20 protein-coding genes are annotated in these 19039 nt (G+C 59.4%); 14 read left to right on the top strand and 6 right to left on the bottom strand.

Annotated features, from left to right (window positions below; genetic code table 11):
* Window positions 1–33 precede the first annotated feature (33 nt).
* Both Q6A51_RS03345 and Q6A51_RS03340 read right to left on the bottom strand, forming a co-directional pair.
* Window positions 34–282, bottom strand: a complete 249-nt coding sequence (locus tag Q6A51_RS03345) for a TIGR02647 family protein (protein WP_201001104.1) — start codon at window positions 280–282, stop codon at window positions 34–36.
* Between the two features lie 195 nt (window positions 283–477).
* On the bottom strand, window positions 478–753 hold the full coding sequence (locus Q6A51_RS03340) for a hypothetical protein (RefSeq protein ID WP_025257965.1): 276 nt from the start codon (window positions 751–753) through the stop codon (window positions 478–480).
* A 178-nt stretch (window positions 754–931) separates the two neighbouring features.
* On the opposite strand from Q6A51_RS03340, the gene Q6A51_RS03335 reads away from it, so the two are divergent.
* Window positions 932–1606: a glutathione S-transferase family protein gene (locus Q6A51_RS03335; RefSeq protein WP_201019441.1), complete on the top strand. Its 675-nt coding sequence runs from the start codon at window positions 932–934 to the stop codon at window positions 1604–1606.
* A gap of 54 nt (window positions 1607–1660) precedes the next feature.
* Here the strand turns inward: Q6A51_RS03335 and argH are convergent, their stop codons facing one another.
* Window positions 1661–3055, bottom strand: coding sequence for an argininosuccinate lyase (gene argH / locus Q6A51_RS03330; protein ID WP_201001106.1), 1395 nt, complete (start codon window positions 3053–3055; stop codon window positions 1661–1663).
* 135 nt (window positions 3056–3190) lie between these two features.
* On the opposite strand from argH, the gene Q6A51_RS03325 reads away from it, so the two are divergent.
* The 8 genes from Q6A51_RS03325 (at window position 3191) to rsd (ending at window position 10786) form a co-directional block, all read left to right on the top strand.
* Window positions 3191–4273 carry a sensor histidine kinase gene (locus Q6A51_RS03325; RefSeq protein WP_201001107.1) on the top strand — a complete coding sequence of 361 codons (1083 nt, stop codon included), beginning with the start codon at window positions 3191–3193 and terminating at the stop codon, window positions 4271–4273.
* Window positions 4270–5016, top strand: coding sequence for a LytR/AlgR family response regulator transcription factor (locus tag Q6A51_RS03320; protein ID WP_201001108.1), 747 nt, complete (start codon window positions 4270–4272; stop codon window positions 5014–5016). Before Q6A51_RS03325 ends, Q6A51_RS03320 begins: the two co-directional genes overlap by 4 nt.
* A gap of 227 nt (window positions 5017–5243) precedes the next feature.
* Entirely contained in the window at window positions 5244–6185 is a 942-nt protein-coding gene (gene hemC, locus Q6A51_RS03315; protein ID WP_201001109.1) for a hydroxymethylbilane synthase, read from the top strand.
* Window positions 6182–6961 (top strand): uroporphyrinogen-III synthase, encoded by a 780-nt coding sequence (locus tag Q6A51_RS03310; protein ID WP_201001111.1) that lies wholly within the window; start codon window positions 6182–6184, stop codon window positions 6959–6961. The genes hemC and Q6A51_RS03310 overlap by 4 nt, the downstream gene beginning before the upstream one ends.
* Window positions 6962–7011: 50 nt before the next feature.
* Window positions 7012–8130, top strand: a complete 1119-nt coding sequence (locus Q6A51_RS03305; RefSeq protein ID WP_201019439.1) for a uroporphyrinogen-III C-methyltransferase — start codon at window positions 7012–7014, stop codon at window positions 8128–8130.
* Window positions 8127–9371 carry a heme biosynthesis protein HemY gene (locus tag Q6A51_RS03300; protein WP_304574133.1) on the top strand — a complete coding sequence of 415 codons (1245 nt, stop codon included), beginning with the start codon at window positions 8127–8129 and terminating at the stop codon, window positions 9369–9371. The genes Q6A51_RS03305 and Q6A51_RS03300 overlap by 4 nt, the downstream gene beginning before the upstream one ends.
* A 239-nt stretch (window positions 9372–9610) precedes the next feature.
* Entirely contained in the window at window positions 9611–10138 is a 528-nt protein-coding gene (locus Q6A51_RS03295; RefSeq protein WP_304574132.1) for a disulfide bond formation protein B, read from the top strand.
* Window positions 10139–10312: 174 nt separating this feature from the next.
* On the top strand, window positions 10313–10786 hold the full coding sequence (gene rsd, locus Q6A51_RS03290) for a sigma D regulator (RefSeq protein WP_304574131.1): 474 nt from the start codon (window positions 10313–10315) through the stop codon (window positions 10784–10786).
* A gap of 76 nt (window positions 10787–10862) precedes the next feature.
* Here rsd and Q6A51_RS03285 read toward each other — a convergent pair whose 3' ends face one another.
* Window positions 10863–11537, bottom strand: a complete 675-nt coding sequence (locus Q6A51_RS03285) for an FKBP-type peptidyl-prolyl cis-trans isomerase (protein WP_201019436.1) — start codon at window positions 11535–11537, stop codon at window positions 10863–10865.
* 216 nt (window positions 11538–11753) lie between these two features.
* Between Q6A51_RS03285 and Q6A51_RS03280 the strand changes: the two genes are divergently transcribed.
* The gene (locus tag Q6A51_RS03280; protein WP_304574130.1) at window positions 11754–12722 is read left to right on the top strand and encodes an AlgP family protein; all 969 of its coding nucleotides are present in this window, start codon (window positions 11754–11756) and stop codon (window positions 12720–12722) included.
* Here Q6A51_RS03280 and Q6A51_RS03275 read toward each other — a convergent pair.
* The gene (locus Q6A51_RS03275; RefSeq protein WP_304574129.1) at window positions 12719–13183 is read right to left on the bottom strand and encodes a TIGR02444 family protein; all 465 of its coding nucleotides are present in this window, start codon (window positions 13181–13183) and stop codon (window positions 12719–12721) included. The two genes, Q6A51_RS03280 and Q6A51_RS03275, sit on opposite strands and share 4 nt — an antisense overlap.
* 46 nt (window positions 13184–13229) lie before the next feature.
* Between Q6A51_RS03275 and Q6A51_RS03270 the strand changes: the two genes are divergently transcribed.
* The 4 genes from Q6A51_RS03270 (at window position 13230) to Q6A51_RS03255 (ending at window position 17856) form a co-directional block, all read left to right on the top strand.
* Window positions 13230–15140, top strand: a complete 1911-nt coding sequence (locus tag Q6A51_RS03270) for an ATP-binding cassette domain-containing protein (protein WP_304574128.1) — start codon at window positions 13230–13232, stop codon at window positions 15138–15140.
* 16 nt (window positions 15141–15156) lie between these two features.
* A complete protein-coding gene (locus Q6A51_RS03265; protein WP_201019432.1) occupies window positions 15157–15750 on the top strand; it encodes a mechanosensitive ion channel family protein in 594 nt (197 codons plus the stop codon).
* Window positions 15751–15910: 160 nt separating this feature from the next.
* Entirely contained in the window at window positions 15911–16792 is an 882-nt protein-coding gene (locus Q6A51_RS03260) for a TauD/TfdA dioxygenase family protein (RefSeq protein ID WP_201019431.1), read from the top strand.
* Window positions 16789–17856: an ABC transporter substrate-binding protein gene (locus Q6A51_RS03255; RefSeq protein WP_304574127.1), complete on the top strand. Its 1068-nt coding sequence runs from the start codon at window positions 16789–16791 to the stop codon at window positions 17854–17856. Before Q6A51_RS03260 ends, Q6A51_RS03255 begins: the two co-directional genes overlap by 4 nt.
* A gap of 3 nt (window positions 17857–17859) precedes the next feature.
* Here Q6A51_RS03255 and Q6A51_RS03250 read toward each other — a convergent pair whose 3' ends face one another.
* Window positions 17860–18819 (bottom strand): LysR family transcriptional regulator, encoded by a 960-nt coding sequence (locus Q6A51_RS03250; protein WP_201019429.1) that lies wholly within the window; start codon window positions 18817–18819, stop codon window positions 17860–17862.
* Window positions 18820–19039: the final 220 nt, after the last annotated feature.

The raw sequence follows: 19039 nt of genomic DNA, 5'->3' as shown, positions 1-19039 counted from the left end.
TTTTTGTTTGCACTGGCAGGCCCGGCGTCTTTTTCAGGCAGCCTCTTCGGAGACGTTCAGGATGGTCAGCAGCGATTGGGCATGCTCGGCAGCTTCAAGCCCGAGGCTCGTCAGATAGCCACCATCGACTTGGGTGGTGAGGCCTTTTGCAAAGAGTCTTTTTGCAGCAGCAATGGCTGTCGGGGCTGCTACATGGTGGACTTTGAGGCCTTCCTGGGTGTTGCCCAGGTTGAACAGTGCGAGGATTTCCAGTTCGGCAACCAGCTCAGGGGTATACGACATAAGGACTCCAGACTTTTTGTAGTTGGCTGGGTCGTGAGGGTTACAGAATCGACAAGGCTGTGTGACACGTCGGTTCTGTATGACCGTTAACGCCAGCTTGCAGGAAAGCCCCAGGGTGTTGAGTGGCAGAGGGGCTTTTGCAGTGTAGCCAGAGGCTGGAGTCTTTGCAGCATATCTCTTGCAGGAATATCGAAGTCAGGCCTCTGGCGGCAGTTCCGGCAAGGCGCGCAAGGCGGTTTCATACCATTGGGTATTGAATGGCCGGTCTTCTTCGAGCATGGCATCGATCTCGATTGCCAGTACATGTGCCATCAGCTCAAGAATGTCTTCACGCTCATAACCGACCAGGGTCAGCTTGTTGTAGGTGGCCTTGGCGGCTGGCGGGTTATCTGCCTCGATCTGGTTTTCAATCGCTTCGATCAGAGTCGATGCGGTGAACTCTTCTTCATCGTTATCGATTGGGTCGGTCATGGTAAGTCCTCAGTGAAGGCTGGCAGTTTAACTGGATTCTTTTGCCCGTGTCGGCTTCGGTGAAGCCTGCCTGTCAGAACCGTCTTTAAGTTGTGTGAGGAGTGCTTAACCCACTGACACAGTTGGAAAAATATATAAAAGTACCGCCACAAACAACTTAATGGTCAAGGAGGCCGACGTGCTGAAGCTTTATGGTTTTGCCGCAAGCAATTATTTCAATATGGTCAAGCTGGCTCTGCTGGAGAAGCAGTTACCCTTTGAAATGGTTGCGCTGCATGGATGCCAGAATCCCGAGGTACTGGCGATCAGTGCCCGAGGCAAGGTGCCGATACTGGAAACCGGACAGGGTTTCATCAGTGAGACTGATGTCATCCTGCGCTACATCGAGGAAACCCAACCCGGCCGGGCGCTGCTCCCCGAGGACCCGTTCTCTCGTGCCCAGGTATGGACCATCGCCAAGGAAATCGAGCTGTATATCGAGTTGCCAGCGCGGTTGTGTTACGTCGAAGCCCTCTTCGGTTGCCGGCCCACCCCTGAAGACATCAAGGCCAAGGCGCGCCGGGACCTGCTCAAGGGATTCCAGGCCCTGGCCCAGCGTGCTCGTTTTGCACCCTATGTAGCAGGCGAGAAGTTCACCCTGGCGGATCTGTATTTTCTTTACAGCGTCGACCTTGCCCAGCAAGTCGCAGAGAAGTTGTTCGGGATGGATCTGTTGCGGGATATGCCGGGGGCGCGTGCCCTGCTTGAGCGTCTGGCGCTCAATCCGAATGTGCAGCGGGTAGCGGCCGATAGGGACGCTGAATGGCCAGCATTCCTGGCGCGTGTGCAGGCGGTGGCGCGTAAAGCCGGGTAGATACCGTCTTGCCCCGTCGCGGCCCGGCAGGCCTGGCCGCGACGGCGCCCCTTTTTAACGGCTGGCCAACAGCGCCTGACCACGACCCACGGCTGCCCGGACTTGCTCCGGAGCTGTACCGCCGATGTGGTTACGTGCATTGACCGAGCCTTCCAGCGTCAGCACGGCGAACACGTCCTGTTCGATCTGATCGCTGAATTTACGCAGCTCTTCCAGGCTCATTTCTGCCAGATCCTTGCCGGTTTCCACACCGTACTTCACGGCATGGCCCACGATTTCGTGGCAGTCGCGGAATGGCAGGCCGCGGCGCACCAGATAGTCCGCCAGGTCGGTGGCAGTGGAGAAACCACGCAACGCGGCCTCACGCATGATGGCGTGCTTTGGCTTGATGGCCGGGATCATGTCGGCGAAGGCGCGCAGGGAGTCGCGCAAGGTGTCGGCTGCGTCGAACAGCGGCTCCTTGTCTTCCTGATTGTCCTTGTTGTAGGCCAGCGGCTGGCCTTTCATCAGGGTCAGCAAGCCCATCAGTGCGCCGAACACACGGCCGCTCTTGCCGCGAACCAGCTCCGGGACGTCAGGGTTCTTCTTCTGCGGCATGATCGAACTGCCCGTGCAGAAACGGTCCGGAAGGTCGATGAACTGGAACTGGGCGCTGGTCCAGAGCACCAGCTCTTCGGAGAAGCGCGACAGGTGCATCATCGCAACCGAAGCGGCAGAACAGAACTCGATGGCGAAGTCGCGATCCGAGACGCCGTCCAGCGAGTTGCCGCCTACTGCGTCGAAACCCAGCAGCTTGCAGGTCAGTTCGCGGTCGATCGGGTACGTGGTGCCCGCCAGCGCGGCGCTGCCCAGAGGCATGCGGTTCAGGCGCTTGCGGCAGTCGACCAGGCGCTCGTAGTCACGGCTGAGCATCTCGAACCAGGCCAGCATGTGGTGACCGAACGTCACTGGCTGGGCAGTCTGCAGGTGAGTGAAGCCCGGCATGATGGTTTCGGCTTCGCGCTCGGCCTGCTCCAGCAGCCCTTTTTGCAGGCGGGTGATTTCGCTCAGGATCAGGTCGATTTCGTCACGCAGCCACAGGCGGATATCGGTGGCGACCTGATCGTTGCGGCTACGGCCGGTGTGCAGCTTCTTGCCGGTGATGCCGATGCGGTCGGTCAGACGCGCTTCGATGTTCATGTGCACGTCTTCCAGGTCGACGCGCCACTCGAAACTGCCAGCCTCGATCTCGCTCTGGATGGTTTTCAGGCCATCGATGATGGTGTCGCGTTCGGCTTCGGTCAGAACGCCGACATGGGCAAGCATCGTTGCGTGGGCGATGGAGCCCATGATGTCGTGACGATACAGGCGTTGATCAAAGGTGACGGAAGCGGTGAAGCGCGCGACGAAGGCGTCGACGGGCTCACTGAAACGGCCGCCCCAGGACTGGTTGGTCTTGTCGGTGCTCATGGAGATTCGCTCGTTGCTCTGCTGAAAGTGGCGTGCCCGGTTCTTGGCACAAGGGCGCTGGCGATGATAACAGGTTGTTGCTTTTTTATTCTCGGATGGCTTGCCGCTGACGATGCCAGGGCTGAGACTGAGCCTATGCGAAAAGACCCTTTGAACCCCAAAGTCAAAGCCGATCCCGGCAAAGACTTTTTCCTGCCCGAACTGTGCCTGCCGCAGACCTTGCTGGTGCTCGTCGTACTGGCCGAGTTGCTGGTGCTGGTCATGGTGCTGCTTGAGCCCATGCGCCCGGCGTTCGACTGGGTCTGTCTGGCGCTGATGTCCATGTTCGTGCAATGGATCGTCTTGTTGTCGGCGGCCTTGCTGTGCGCGTTGCGTCCTTGGCTGGCACGCCTGCCCGCAGGCCTTGCCGGTATTCTCAGCTGTTTGCTGGTAGTCGGGCTAACCTTGTTGTGTGCGGCGGTGACGGATGTCTGCCAACTGACCGGCAGGATCTCGCCGGGCAGCATGGTTGAGCGCTATATCCGCTATTCGTTGATCGCGTTGATCATGTCGGCGCTGATGTTGCGCTATTTTTATTTGCAGAGTCAGTGGCGCAAGCAACAGCAGGGTGAGCTACAGGCCAGGATCGAATCGCTTCAGGCACGGATTCGTCCGCATTTTCTGTTCAACACGCTCAACAGTATTGCCAGCCTGGTGGCCAGTAATCCGGTCAAGGCCGAGCAGGCCGTTCTGGATCTGTCGGACCTGTTTCGGGCCAGCCTTGCCAAGCCCGGAACGCTGGTGACATGGCATGAGGAGCTGGCGTTGGCGAAACGATATTTGTCGATTGAGCAATATCGTCTCGGCGAGCGTCTACAGTTGGATTGGAGGGTGAGCGCAATTCCTGATGATTTGCCTATTCCCCAGTTGACCTTGCAGCCATTGCTGGAAAACGCTTTGATCTATGGCATTGCCCCGCGTATCGAAGGGGGCATAGTCACAGTCGAGGCAGACTATGAAGGGGGGGAGTTCATATTGTGTGTCAGCAATCCCTATGAAGAAGTTGCCACACGGCAGACTTCCAACGGTACTCAACAGGCCCTGTTGAATATAGGTGCACGCATTACGGCACTTTTTGGCCCGCACGCCAGTCTGAGCGTGGAGCGCCGTGACGGTCGTCACTACACCTGTCTACGCTATCCTTGTGCGAGACTCACGCAGGAAGCCAGAGCAATATGAATGTCCTGATCGTTGATGACGAACCCCTGGCCCGCGAGCGACTGAGCCGATTGGTCGGTGAAATCGAGGGTTACAGGGTACTTGAACCCAGCGCTACCAATGGCGAAGAAGCTTTGGCGCTGATTGAAAACCTCAAGCCAGATGTCGTGCTGCTCGATATCCGCATGCCGGGTCTCGACGGTCTTCAGGTCGCGGCGAAACTGTGCGAGCGTGAAACCCCGCCCGCAGTTGTCTTTTGTACTGCGCACGACGAATTTGCACTGGATGCCTTTCAGGTCAGTGCGGTCGGTTATCTGGTCAAACCTGTCCGCCCCGAGAATCTTCTCGAGGCACTGAGAAAAGCCGAGCGACCCAATCGTGTGCAGTTGGCAGCGATGACCCGCCCGGCTGCCGAAAGTGGCAACGGTCCGCGCAGTCATATCAGTGCGCGAACCCGCAAAGGCATTGAACTGATCCCGCTGGATCAGGTGATCTTCTTCATTGCCGACCACAAGTACGTCACCCTGCGTCATGAAGGCGGCGAAGTACTGCTGGATGAGCCGCTCAAGGCACTGGAAGACGAGTTCGGTGATCGATTCGTGCGTATCCATCGCAATGCGCTGGTGGCACGGGAGCGGATCGAGCGTTTGCAGCGCACGCCGCTGGGGCATTTCCAGTTGTTCCTCAAGGGGCTCAATGGCGACGCCTTGATCGTCAGCCGCCGGCATGTCGCCGGGGTGCGCAAGATGATGCAACAGCTTTAGGTACGAAAAAGTGGCTGCGCTCGCCGGAAGGCTTGCAGGATGTCGAGCCGGTTCCTGTCCACAGAGAGTTGCCGTTGTGGAGGCCCCGATTTCAGGCGGGTCGCGCTTTAGCCACTGTCGTTTCGTTGATCCGGGTCATGAAGCCGTTTTTACTTTTTGAGTCAGCGCTGAAGTCGTTCAGGTTGTGCTGTTATTATCCGTCGCATCTATCAAGCACGGATTGATTCATGTCCTCTCGCGAAATCCGCATTGCCACCCGTAAAAGTGCGCTGGCCCTCTGGCAGGCCGAATATGTCAAAGCCCGGCTTGAGCAGGCTCATCCGGGGTTGATCGTGACTCTGGTGCCTATGGTCAGCCGTGGCGACAAGTTGCTCGACTCCCCGTTGTCGAAAATCGGCGGCAAAGGCCTGTTCGTCAAGGAACTGGAAACGGCTCTTCTGGAAAACGAAGCCGATATCGCCGTGCACTCGATGAAAGATGTGCCGATGGATTTCCCCGAAGGCCTCGGGCTGTTCTGCATCTGCGAGCGCGAAGACCCGCGTGATGCGTTTGTTTCCAATACGTTCAGCAGTCTGGAGCAGCTTCCTGCTGGCAGCATCGTGGGCACTTCCAGCCTGCGGCGTCAGGCTCAGTTGCTGACACGTCGTCCAGACCTGGAAATCCGGTTTCTGCGCGGTAACGTCAATACTCGGCTGGCCAAGCTGGATGCCGGAGAGTACGACGCGATCATTCTTGCGGCTGCCGGCCTGATCCGTCTGGGCTTTGAAGACCGAATCACCTCGGCCATCAGCGTCGATGACAGCCTGCCTGCCGGAGGGCAGGGCGCCGTCGGGATCGAGTGCCGCAGCGCCGATACTGAAATTCACGCATTGCTTGCGCCGCTGCATCATGGCGACACCGCCGTGCGCGTGATTGCCGAGCGTGCGCTGAACAAGCACCTCAACGGTGGTTGTCAGGTGCCTATCGCCTGCTACGCCGTGCTGGAAGGCGATCAGGTATGGTTGCGCGGTCTGGTGGGTGATCCGTCAGGCGGCCTGTTGCTGCATGCCGAGGCGCGCGCCCCGCAGACATCGGCTCAGGCGTTGGGTATCCAGGTTGCCGAAGACTTGTTGGCCCAGGGGGCGGGCAAGATTCTTCAGGCTGTCTATGGCGAGGCTCGAGAAGAATGAGTACCTGGCGTCTGTTGCTGACCCGTCCCGCCGAAGAGTCGGCAGCACTGGCCAAGGCCCTGGCCGAGACCGGCGTGTTCAGCAGCAGTCTGCCTTTGCTTGAAATCGAGCCGTTGCCGATAACACCTGCGCAACGCTCGATGATTTTCGACCTGCCTCTCTATAGCGCTGTGATTGTCGTCAGCAAGCCCGCCGCCCGGCTTGGGCTGGAACTGATCGATGAAATCTGGCCGCAACCCTTCATCCAGCCCTGGTTCAGTGTGGGCGCGGCGACAGGGCAGATTCTGCTGGACTATGGTTTGATCGGTGTGAGCTGGCCCGAGCATGGGGATGACAGCGAGGCCTTGCTTGAGCTGCCCAAATTGCAGGAGGCTATCGACATCCCGGGCAGCCGTGTGCTGATCATGCGCGGTGATGAAGGGCGCGAGCTATTGGCTGAGCGTCTGCGCGAGCAAGGTGTTAGTGTCGACTACCTGCCGTTGTATCGTCGTTTTCTGCCACAGTACCCGCCTTCGACCCTTTCTCAGCGCGTCGAATCGGAACGCTTGAACGGGCTGGTGGTCAGCAGTGGGCAGGGTTTTGAACATCTGCTCCAGTTAGCAGGCAATGCGTGGCCGAAACTGGCCGTGTTGCCTTTGTTTGTACCGAGCCCCCGGGTCGCCGAAATGGCGCGTGCCGCCGGGGCTCAAAACGTGGTTGATTGTCGTGGCGCCAACGCCGCGGCATTGCTGGCAGCGTTGCAGGATCAGCCTCAGCCTGTCGTCAAGGCGTATTGATCGACGAGTTGTCGTTTACGCTACTACGCCCAAATGCAAAGGATGGATACGTGAGCGAAACAGCCTTGCCAAAAGATGAAGAATCGGTGTTGAAAACATCGACATCCACACCCGATCCAGTGCGCCCCTTGCGTCCGGGTAATCGCAGCAACGGTCTGGTGATCCTGGCCTTGCTGCTTGGTGTTGCAGGCGTTGCCGTCGCCGGTTGGGGGGTATGGCAACTGCGCATGTTGCAGGCCGGTCACTTGCAGCAGCGAGGACAGGTTGAAAACATTGCCGAGCAGACCCTGGCCCTGACCCAGAATGACCAGCAATTGAGCGCCCGTCTTGCTCAGTTTCCTCCTGCAGACCAACTGGAAGACAGCCGTCGTCTGGTCGCGCAATTGCAGGGGGATCAGCAGCGCCTGAGCCAGCGTCTGGAAACCGTGCTGGGTGCCAGCCGCAAGGACTGGCGTCTGGCCGAGGCCGAGCATCTGCTGCGCCTTGCCAGCCTGCGCCTGTCGGCGTTGCAGGATATCAACAGTGCCCAGGCGCTGGTGCAGGGAGCCGATGAGATCCTGCGTGAGCAGGATGATCCGGGTTCGTTTGCTGCCCGTGAACAATTGGCCAAGAGCCTGGCGGCATTGCGCAGTATCGAGCAGCCGGATCGCACGGGGCTGTTCCTGCAACTGGCGGCGTTGCGCGACCAGTCGGTGCAGCTCAACCGTCTGGCGCCCGAATACGAAGATAAAGGCGAGCCGCTGTTGGGGCTGGCCACGGACAAGAACGACGACAGTTACTGGTCCCGCTGGTGGAATCACATTTCCCATTACTTCCGTATCGACTTCAACGCCGACAAGGACATTCGTCCGGTACTGGCCGGCCAGAGTCTGGCGCAGGTCCGTCTGGCACTGAGCCTGGCGCTGGAGCAGGCGCAATGGGCTGCACTCAATGGCGAGCCGAAGGTGTATACCCAGGCTCTGCTGGAAGCCAAAGGCGTCCTGCTGGCCAATTTCAATCAGGATGAGCCGCAGAGCAAGGTGATCGGCGAACGTCTGGATACCCTGATCAAAGAGCCTGTTTCGGTGGTGACGCCGGATCTGGCGCAGAGCCTGAGCGCAGTCCAGGCCTACCTTGAGCGTCGTCATGCATCAAGCCAGCCTGCCGAGGTTCGGGGGATCAGCCCATGAAGCGCGCCTACCTGCTGCTGTTCATTGCCGTCGCTATTGCAGCGCTGATCGGCATCGCCATTGCCGAACACTCCGGCTACGTATTGATCGCCTATCAGAACTTCCGCTATGAATCGAGTCTGTGGGCGACTCTTGGCCTGCTCGTGGCGCTTGTGCTGTTGATCTTCATTGCCCGGTTACTGATCACGCTGCTCACGACATCCGGGGGCGTGGTCAACCCATGGTCGCGCCGTAACCGCAGCCGTCGGGTGCAACTGGCAATCGAACAGGGACAGATGGATCTTGCCGAAGGCCGCTGGGCCAGCGCGCAGCGTCATCTGCATCGCGCCGCCGAGTCTGATCCCCAGCCGCTGCTCTACTACCTGGGTGCGGCGCGTGCCGCCAACGAGCAGGGTCGCTACGATGAAAGTGACAACCTGCTGGAGCGTGCGCTTGAGCGTCAGCCGCAGGCGGAGCTGGCAATTGCCTTGAGTCATGCGCAACTGCAACAGGACCGGGGCGATACCGACGGGGCGTTGAGCACCCTTCAGGCCATGCATGAACGTCATCCACACAATCCGCAGGTGCTGCGCCAGTTACAGCGCCTTTATCAGCAGCGGGGCGATTGGTCCGATCTGATCCGGCTGATGCCCGAGTTGCGCAAGGACAAGGTGCTGCCGCCCAGGGAACTGGCCGAGCTGGAGCGCCGTGCCTGGGGCGAGAATCTCACCCTGGCCGCGTATCGCGAGGAGGGTGACGGCGAGCCGACCGGCCTGCCTTCACTGGAAAAAGCCTGGAAAGGCCTGACCTCCGCGCAAAGACAGGAGCCGCAACTGGTGCTGGCTTATGCCGAGCAGTTGCGTCGTCTGGGGGCCGAGGCCCAGGCCGAAGAGGTGCTGCGCACTGCGCTCAAGAAGGACTACAACAGCCACTTGGCCAGGCTTTACGGTCTGGTGCGCGGCGGTGACGAATCGAAACAGTTGCAGGCTGCCGAAGGCTGGCTCAAGCATCATCCCGATGACCCGAGCCTGTTGCTGAGCCTGGGGCGTATATGTCTGCAATCCCGTCTGTGGGGCAAGGCCCGTGATTATCTGGAAAGCAGCCTGCGGTTGCAGCGCAATCCCGAAACCTGTGCCGAACTGGCACGGCTGCTGGCACAGATGGGCGATACCGATCGCAGCAATCAACTGTTCCAGGAAGGTCTGGGAATGCTTGATGAGCGTTTTCTGGCGCGTCCGCTTCCGGCATTGAGCAGCAACTGAATCCAGCGCCATGAAATCCCTGCTTCAGGGCTTTCAGCCTGAAAAACATGGTCAATTCAAGCCGCTTGGTTTTCTTTCGCAGTGGCTTGGATTGCTCCTACAGTGATCAGTAAAGAATCTTCTTTCTCTGGTGTTTTATTTCCACTGTAAACAGCGAAACGTCTGTACTTTGTCGCCTTGAAAGCGTTGCGTGCTTTCCTCTACCGTAACTGTCTTCGTCATATCGTTACGGATTAGCCATGTATCTGGCCCGCACCCGTTCCTTGTTCTTCCTGGCATTCATCGCAAGTGCACTGATCATCGGTACCACCATCTACTTGCAGCGTGCGTTCGGCTTGCTCCCCTGCATCCTTTGCCTCTTGCAGCGAACCATCATTGTCGCGTGTGGCCTGCTTTGTCTGGTGGCGGCTGTTCATGGTCCGCAGGAAACCGGTTGGCGCCGTTATTGCCTGGCCCTGCTGTTGCTGTCGCTGACCGGCGTCCTGGTGGCGGGGGTTCAGATATGGCTGCAAACGGCATCTGCCGAAGAGTTGGGCTCCATCATTGGCCGACATGAATATGTGATCAATGCACTGTCGCTCGAGGGCGTGGGTGAACGGCTGCGTAACGACACTTATCTATGCGCCGAAATCAATTGGTCCCTGTTCGGTATCACCCTTCCCGAGTGGAGCCTGCTGGCTTTTGTGATCCTGAGCTTGCTGGCGTTGTATCCAATTTTCAGTGGCTTACATCGCTGGATGTCCACGGGTGGTGGCAGAGGGTATTAAACGCTTGTATGAACTTTCTCTCCTGCGTACCTTGATGGCCTTGGCGTGCGGGCATAATCTGAGCCGCACGCGTCATTGGGAGTATGCTGTCCTGACGCTTTCATCAGGCTAGGTTCTTGCGATACTGTAAGGCCAGCACAGGACCGCATGCCCCTTAAGGGAAGAGAGAACATCATGCTGGAAAGTTGTCGTAATGCTCAGGAACGCTGGGGCGGTGTCAATCTGCTGATTGACCGCTGGTTGCAGGACCGCCATGAATTGGTTCGAGCCTATGACGCTCTCGGCGATACGCCAGAGTTGCTGGCCGCGGATCGTGGGGCACTGCTGAAGTTTTGTGAAATTCTGGTCGACTACGTTTCAGCCGGTCATTTCGAGATCTATGAGCAACTGAACAGCGAAGCCCATGCGTTCAACGATGAGCGCGGGCTTGAACTGGCCGATACGATCTATCCGCGTCTGGAAGGTATCACCAAGCTTGCTCTGACTTTCAACGATCACTGTGAAAAAGGCGATTGCTCGGATGGCGTAGTCTTTGCCAACGAGTTCAAGAAGCTGGGTGGTCTGTTGCATGAGCGCTTCGAGCTTGAAGACTGCCTGATCGAAGTCCTGCACAACTCCCACAAGGAAGAGGCGGCCTCTCAGGCCTGACCTGCTCCTGTCGTTTTCGGGGGAATGTGTATTGCCAAGGGTGCGTTCGCACCCTTTCGCATTTCTGTCTCTGCCGTTACTGCGAAACGGCGACCAGCTCGATTTCAAAGACCAGCGGCGTGAACGGGTCGATCAGATCGCCTGCGCCTTCTGCGCCATATGCCTGCGCAGAAGGAATCACCAGACGCCATTTCGCGCCCACGGGCATGCCTTGCAGGGCCGTGGTCCAGCCACTGATTACGCTGTCGAGTCGAAACCACTGCGGCTGCGTGCTCTGATCGAAGATCGTGCCGTCGGGCAAGCGGCCGACATAGCGGACTTCCACCCGGCCATTGGCTTCAGGTTTTGGCCCCGTCCCGGGTGTCAGCTCGGTCATCAGAATACCGTCGGCCAGCGTCTTCACGCCGGGCTTGGCTTTTTCGCTGTCCATGAAGCGACGCTCCGCGCTCAGGGCTGCTTCGCTCTGTGAATCGGTGCCTGAAGCTTCGGCTTGCGCCAATGCGGCGTCATGTTCTCTGAGAACCTGATCAATACGTTCTTGCTTGAGCGCCAGAGGCTTTCCTTGATAGGCCTGCTTCAAACCTTCCACCAGCGCTGTCAGGTCAAGGTCCGGGACCTCCTGATGCAGACGCTCACCCAGGCTTGCGCCCAGGCTGTAAGCAAGGTCGTGGGAGTCCTTCGCCGGAGTGGTTTCGCCGGCGTGTGCCAGGGGAATCAAGAGGAACAACGACGTTAACAGGTAGCGCGACATGAATGCTCTCCGGCCTGGGAAGTCAGCGATTATGCCAGTGCAAGGGCTTGCGGTGATGGCTCTGGGCAAGTGAATTTCGTATTGCTCCTGCAACAGTTGCGTTAATCATTTGTTGTCGTATGCAACAGGGTGCATCTGAAGCTGTCAAGATGCCCTAGCGGCGCTTCGGACAGAGGTCTAGTATGGGCCGCAATTTCGTCAGCCAGGAGGTAAGTCATGTCGGCCAAAAAGAAGCCAGTAAACACTCCATTGCATCTGCTCCAACATCTTTCGAGCAGCTTGCTCGAACATCTGGAAGACGCCTGCTCTCAAGCCTTGGCTGATGCCGAGAAACTGCTCGCCAAGCTTGAAAAACAACGCGGTAAAGCACAGGAAAAACTGCACAAGTCTCGCACCAAGTTGCAGGACGCTGCTGCTGCCGGCAAGGCAAAGGCGCAGACCAAGGCCAAGAGTGCCGTTGCAGAACTTGAAGACTTGCTCGACGCACTCAAGGATCGCCAGACCGAAACCCGCACCTACATTCTGCAACTCAAGCGCGACGCTCAAGAGAGCCTTAAACTTGCCCAGGGTGTTGGTCGTGTCAAGGAAGCCGTCAGCAAGGTTCTGACCTCGCGTGAGGCCAAGCCTGCTGCACCTGCGAAGGCTCCGGCTGCCGCCAGGAAAACTGTGGCCAAGGCACCTGCCGCCAAGGCTCCAGCCAAAGCTGCAACCAAGCCTGCGGCCAAACCCGCTGCCAAAGCTGCATCCACTGCGGCCAAGCTAGCAGCCGCGAAAGCTCCAACTGCGGCCAAGCCGGTTGCTGCAAAACCGGCAGCCGCCAAGGCTCCAGTGAAAGCTGTGGCCAAAACCGCTGCGGCCAAACCAGCCGCTGCAAAAACGGCCGCCAAGCCGGTTGCCAAGCCAGCGGCGACCAAAGCCCCGGCAGCAGCGGCCAAACCTGCTGCGAGCAGTGCGGCAAAACCAGCGGCTAAAGCGCCAGCCAAGGCCGCAGCCAAACCGGCAGCCAAGCCCGCCGCAAAACCAGCAGCCAAACCTGCTGCCAAGCCGGCGGTAAAAGCAGCCGCCGCGAAACCGGCAACGCCAGCTCCGGCAGCCAAGCCTGCTCCAGCCGCCGCAGCAACACCGGCTCCAGCAGCGCCAGCGCCATCGACCGCCAATAGCGTCACGCCAACCAGCGGGTCCTAAGGCTGGTCCGCCGCGACGCGCAGCACATGCAGCGCGTCGCGGTTCTTGCCGGCTGCCTCTGCGGATAACCCGTCCAGCCAGCGCTGCAAGTCATCTGCTTCCTCAACTGACCAGTCCTGTGTCAGTGCCTGCAATCTCACGAGCAACTGCTGCTCGGCTTCCAGCTCCAGTGTTTTCACTCGCTCGCGCAATGCGCCCAGCGATGCATCGGTTTGTGCCGCGTTACGCCATTGCGTACGTAATTCTCTGAGAGGGCGCACCACTTCATCGTGCCATGGCGTCGCCAACTGTCCGATTTCCTGTAATCGCTGCGCATCACATTTCACGCCACGTTTGCCCAGCCAGACACCACAAAGCACCATGCAGACATTGGCCCCGTTGGTTTGCAGGCGCAAGCATGCTTGCTCGACACCGGGCCTGGCATAGAAATCGAGGGTGAAACTCCAAAGGTCAGAAGGCATAGTGAGCTACCTGTTTGAGACGAAGCTGGTAGACTCCGCCGCCATTATGATTCGACTTCAAAGCCTTACCTTACAGCGTGGTCCGCAACGTCTGCTAGAAGACGCCGAGCTGACCCTGCACGCCGGCCAGAAAGCCGGCCTGATCGGTGCCAACGGCGCCGGCAAATCCAGCCTCTTCGCCTTGTTGCGTGGTGAGTTGACGCCTGACTCCGGTGATTGTCTGCTGCCTGCCGATTGGCGCATTGCGCACATGCGTCAGGAGGTCGATACCCTTGAGCGTCTGGGTGTTGATTATGTCCTGGACGGCGACCTGCGTCTGCGCGAGGTTCAGCGTCAGCTCGCTGAAGCCGAAGCTGCCCAGGACGGTGCTGCCCAGGCGCGTCTGCATGCCGAACTCGACAGCGCCGATGGTTACACCGCCGATGCCCGTGCGCGCAAATTGCTGGCGGGCCTGGGGTTCACCAACGAGCAGATGGAGCGTCAGGTCGGCAGTTTCTCCGGTGGCTGGAGAATGCGCCTGAACCTGGCGCAAGCCCTGATGTGCCCTTCGGATCTGCTGCTGCTCGATGAGCCGACCAACCACTTGGACCTCGACGCCATTCTGTGGCTGGAAGACTGGCTCAAGAGCTATCCCGGCACCTTGCTGCTGATTTCCCACGACCGTGATTTCCTCGACGCGGTGGTCGATCACATCGCCCACGTCGAGCAACGCAAGATCACGCTTTATCGCGGTGGTTACAGCGCCTTCGAGCGCGCCCGTGCCGAACGTCTGGCCCAGCAGCAACAGGCCTACGAGAAGCAGCAGGCGCAACGTGCGCACATGGAAAAATACATCGCGCGCTTCAAGGCTCAGGCCACCAAGGCCCGTCAGGCGCAGAGCCGGATCAAGGCCCTTGAGCGCATGGAAGAGCTGTCCGCCGCGCATGTGGACTCGCCGTTCAACTTCGTTTTCCGTGAATCCGACAAAATCTCCAGCCCGTTGCTGGATTTGTCCGAAGCACGTCTGGGCTATGGCGAAAAGACCATCCTGGAGAAGGTCAAACTGCAACTGACGCCCGGTGCCCGCATCGGTTTGCTGGGGCCTAACGGCGCGGGTAAATCGACACTGATCAAGAACCTCGCCGGTGAGCTTGAGCCGTTGGGTGGCCGTCTGGTGCGTGGCGAGAACCTGACGGTTGGCTATTTTGCCCAGCATCAGCTCGACTCTCTGGATGCCAAGGCCAACCCCTTGCTGCACTTGCAGCGTCTGGCACCGACCGAGCGTGAACAGACGTTGCGCGACTTCCTGGGTGGCTTCGACTTCCGTGGCGCTCGTCTGGACGAGCCGGTGGTGAACTTCTCCGGTGGTGAAAAGGCGCGTCTGGCGCTGGCCCTGATTGCCTGGGAAAAACCTAACCTGTTGCTGCTCGACGAACCGACCAACCACCTGGACCTGGAAATGCGCCTGGCGCTGACCATGGCCTTGCAGGAGTTCAGTGGCGCGGTGCTGGTGGTTTCCCACGACCGGCATTTGCTCAAGAGCACCACCGATGATTTCCTGCTGGTCGCCGATGGCCGGGTTCAGGAGTTCGATGGCGACCTGGATGACTACACGCGCTGGCTGGCCGATTACCGCCTGCGTAATGCGCCGGTCAGCAACACGCCGGTCAACGCCGACAAGACCGACAAGAAAGCCCAGCGTCAGCAGGCAGCAGCCTTGCGTCAGCAACTGGCTCCCCACAAACGCGAAGCCGACAAGCTTGAGCGTGAACTGGGAACCTTGCACGAGAAACTGGCCAAGGTCGAAGAAGCTCTGGCTGACAGCACCAACTACGAGGCTGCCAACAAGGACAAGCTGCGTGATCTGCTGGCAGAGCAAGCCAAGCTGAAAACACGGGAGTCCGAACTGGAAGAGGCCTGGATGGAAGCGCTGGAACTGCTTGAGTCGATGCAGGCCGAGCTGGAAGCGTTGTCGTAATTGAAGTGAGGGGCTGATGGAATTTTTCGGGTTGCCGCTGACGGCCTACTGGATCGAACCGCTCTGGCTGGGCATACAGATCCTGTTGATCCTGCTGGCGGGTTACGTGTTGCAGCGCTTGATAGGCCGTTTTCTGACCGGGCTGGGCGAACGCTACCCGCTGCCACCTGAACTTCTGGTGCCGGTCCGTGGCGGTTTGCGCTGGTTGATCATGGGCAGCGCGTTTGTCTTCGTGCTGGGCCGGCTCGGTGTTTCCGCCACTGTGCTGTGGACTGCGCTGTCAGGCTTTGTCGCGGTTGCGGCTGTCGCGTTCTTCGCCATGTGGAGTGTGCTCTCAAACCTGCTCTGCGCCATCCTGATCTTCACCATCGGCCCTTTTCGCATCGGCGATGTGGTTGAGCTGGTCGAGACGCTGGACAAACCGGGCGTCAAAGGCCGGGTTGTTGCCATCAACCTGATGTTCACCACCCTGATCGAAATGCCCGAGACAGGTGGCGCACTGGTGCAGGTGCCGAACAGCCAGTTCTTCCAGAAAGCGGTTCGCCGCTGGCGTGGCAGCGATGTATTGCCACAGGTGATTGCCGAGAGGCCGACCGGCGAAGCGAAATAGCGGCAGGCTCGGCAGCGTAGGAGCGAATTCATTCGCGAATGAATTCGCCCCGAACCTGCATTCGGCCACTGCATGACTTCCAGACCTGCAATGCATTGGTTGTTCATGGCCTTGCCTGCCTAGAGTCGTGACCCTCTGTTTGGATTCGAGAGGGTGAAACATGCAGCCTGCGGTTATTCAAGACGATCTTCAGGGCCACATCACACGGCTCAACCCCTTGTTGGGCGCGCGGGTCGATGGCATCCAGCTGCAAGCCCTGGATGACCGGCAACTGGCGCTGGTCGAAGCGGCTCTGGTGCGTCACAAGGTATTGTTCTTCCCACATCAGCAATGGACAGCCTTGCAGCAGCGCGACTTCGCTGCGCGGCTCGGTGAGCTGCATGTGCATCCGACCTTTCAGGCGCACGCCGACACTCAGGAACTCGTGGTTTTCAACTACGACGAATCGCGCAAGGGCGCCAACGATACCTGGCATGCCGATGTGACCTTTGCCGAACGTCCGTTGAAATACGGCGTGCTGCATGCCGAAACCATTCCCGAGGTGGGTGGCGACACGCTATGGGTCGATACCGAAGCCGCCTATCAGGCATTGTCCGAACCGCTGCGCGGGTTATTGGACAGGCTGGAAGCGATTCATAGTGTTTTCCCCGCGTTCGACTATGCAAGCAAGCTGGAGCAGCCGGGCATACTCGACAACCTGCTCAGGCTGCCGCCACCCACGCGCCACCCGGTCGTGCGCCGTCATCCGGTTTCCGGGCGGCCTTCGCTGTTCATCAATCGTGCCTTTACCTCACATATCGTCGGGCTTTCCTCGCATGAATCGCGGGCCATTCTGGATCTGCTGTTCCAGCATCTGGAAAACCCTGCCTTTCAGGTCCGCTGGCGCTGGCAGGCCGGTTGTGCGGCAATCTGGGATAATCGCAGCACCCAGCACCTTGCCGTTTCGGACTATTTCCCGGCGATTCGTCGGGTACGTCGCGCCGCCGTGCTCGAAGAGCAGCGTCCGCAAGCCGCCAACCCGTTGAATGGAATCCAGCCATGAGCTTCGTATCGCGAGCCCTGAGTGCATCCTTGTTACTGTTGATGAGCGCTTGGCTGAGCATCGCAACCGTGCAGGCCGAAGAAGCTCCTGAAGTGATTCGCATCGGCGTGCCGGATTTGAGTACCCGTAATAAACCCTACGCGCCGGGAGCGCTGGGTATTGCCCAGCGTCAGCACCAGTTGGAAGAGGCTTTCGCCAGTCGCGGTACGCGCATCGAATGGCACTTTTTCCGTGGCGCAGGCCCGGCAATCAACGAGGCTTTGGCCAATGGCCAACTGGATGTGGTCGGCCTTGGTGATCTGGCCGCGATTATCGGTCGTTCCGGTGGCTTGAAGACTCGTGTGTTGATGGGGTCGCGTGGCAGCAATATGTTCTTGGCCAGCCGCCCCGAGGCAAACATTGCGCGAGCCGAAGACCTGAAAGGCAAGCGGGTCGCTCTCTATCGCGGCACAGCCGATCAACTGTCGTTTGGTCGCCTGCTGGCGGAGGCCGGTTTGCGCGAGCAGGACCTGAAAATCACCAGCCTGGACTGGAGTGCCGCGGCGGCGGCACTGCTGGCTGGCCAGGTCGATGCGACCTGGTCGAATTTCAACGTACTGAGTTTGCGGGACAAGGGCATGGCTATTCCGCTGAGTACTCAGACACTGTCGCCACACGCCACTGTTCAGGGCGCCACGCTGGCCACTCAGGACTTTATCGACCGTTACCCGCAGGCCACGCAGACACTGGTCGATGTGCTGGTGGATATTGCTGGCAGCCTGTCCGAGCCAGTCGGTTACCAGCAATATCTGGTGGGGCAGGAGCAGGCCAGCGGCATTCCGGTGGCGCTGGCGAAGGAAGAAAGTAAAGGCGCGGATCTGCGTTTTCGCTCCTCGCCACGGCTGGACAGCTTTCTGACGGCAAGCCTGGAAGAGAGCCTGCGCCAGGCCCATGAGTTGCGCCTTGTTCGTCGGCAGTTCGATGTTGCCCAATGGCTTGAGCCGCGTTTTGTAGAGCAGTCCATCGCTCGTCACGGCGCATCACCATGGCCGCGCTACGATGCTCAAGGCAAGGCGCAGCCCTGATTTCTACAGCGCCAGTTGACGCGCCACTTCGTAAGTTGGCCGGGCTGCGGCGCTGCTGCCGGAGTCGTCGATATCCAGCAGCGTTTCTATCATGCAGCGGGCTTCGTTGCTCAAAGGCTGATCGGCGCGCTGCACGATGACAAAGCAGGCGCCGCCATCGCGCAGCAACAGCGGCTCATCGAGGCAGCGCAGGCGCTGGAACGCGCCCGAGGCGGTCAGGGATTCTATGACCTCCAGTTGTGCGACACCGATGCTGTCGGACGACGCCACCAGTTTGGGCAGCAGGTCGTTGTACTGGGTTTCCAGATTCAGCGCCGGTCCTTTTGAACCCCATTGCTCCTGAAGCAGACCGCGTAGCTCCAGCGGCAGCATGGCGGCTGCACGGGGGTAATCCACCAGTTGCCGGAAGTGTGGGGCGGGATGGCCGAGTAGCGGGTGGCCGGCCCGACAGAACAACCCGAAACGCCGGAAGCGCAATGGTCTGGCCAGATAGCGGGTGTCGATATCCATATGCCGCAGGTCTGCCACCAGAAAACTGATCAGCCCTTCATCGAGCATCGTCAGCAGGCTGGACGGCTTGTCCACGCGCACTTCCATGACGGTTTGCGGGAACACGCCGACGAAGCTGGCCAGTGCCTGAGGCAACAGGTGGGCCGAGACCAGCGGGCCAACCCCCACACTCAAGCGGCTGGTGCCTGGGCAAGACTCATCGGCGGCCATCTCGTCACGCAGGTTACTGGCCTCAGCCAGCAGGCGAGTCGCACGTCCACGCAATGCTTCGCCTTTGGCGGTCAGTACCACGCCACGGCTGCCACGTTCTACCAACGGGCCACCCAGTTCGTTTTCCAGCCCCTGAATGCTGCGGCTGAAAGCGGATTGAGTGATGCAGGCGGTTTCGGCTGCACGGGTGAAGTTCAGGTGGTTGGCCAAGGCCAGGAAATGGCGAAGCTGGCGTAAATCCATGGGTCAGACCTTTGAGTCATGCCTGTGATGCGATTAATGAATTTCCCGCTGCCGATGCCTCTTGCTACAACAGCCCCGCATCGCTGGCTACCGCCCAACGTGCAGGCCGGCATTATCCGGTGGCCTTGAGCCAGGGCGGAAAGATCAAAAACGCATAACCTTAGCCGCGTCCGGGCAACACGCTCCGCTACCACCACCCAGGAGGTTTCGCCGACGCCTT

The sequence above is a fragment of the Pseudomonas serbiensis genome, from assembly GCF_030580745.1.
Lineage (GTDB): Bacteria > Pseudomonadota > Gammaproteobacteria > Pseudomonadales > Pseudomonadaceae > Aquipseudomonas > Aquipseudomonas serbiensis.
This window is presented reverse-complemented; position numbering and strand designations above follow the sequence as displayed.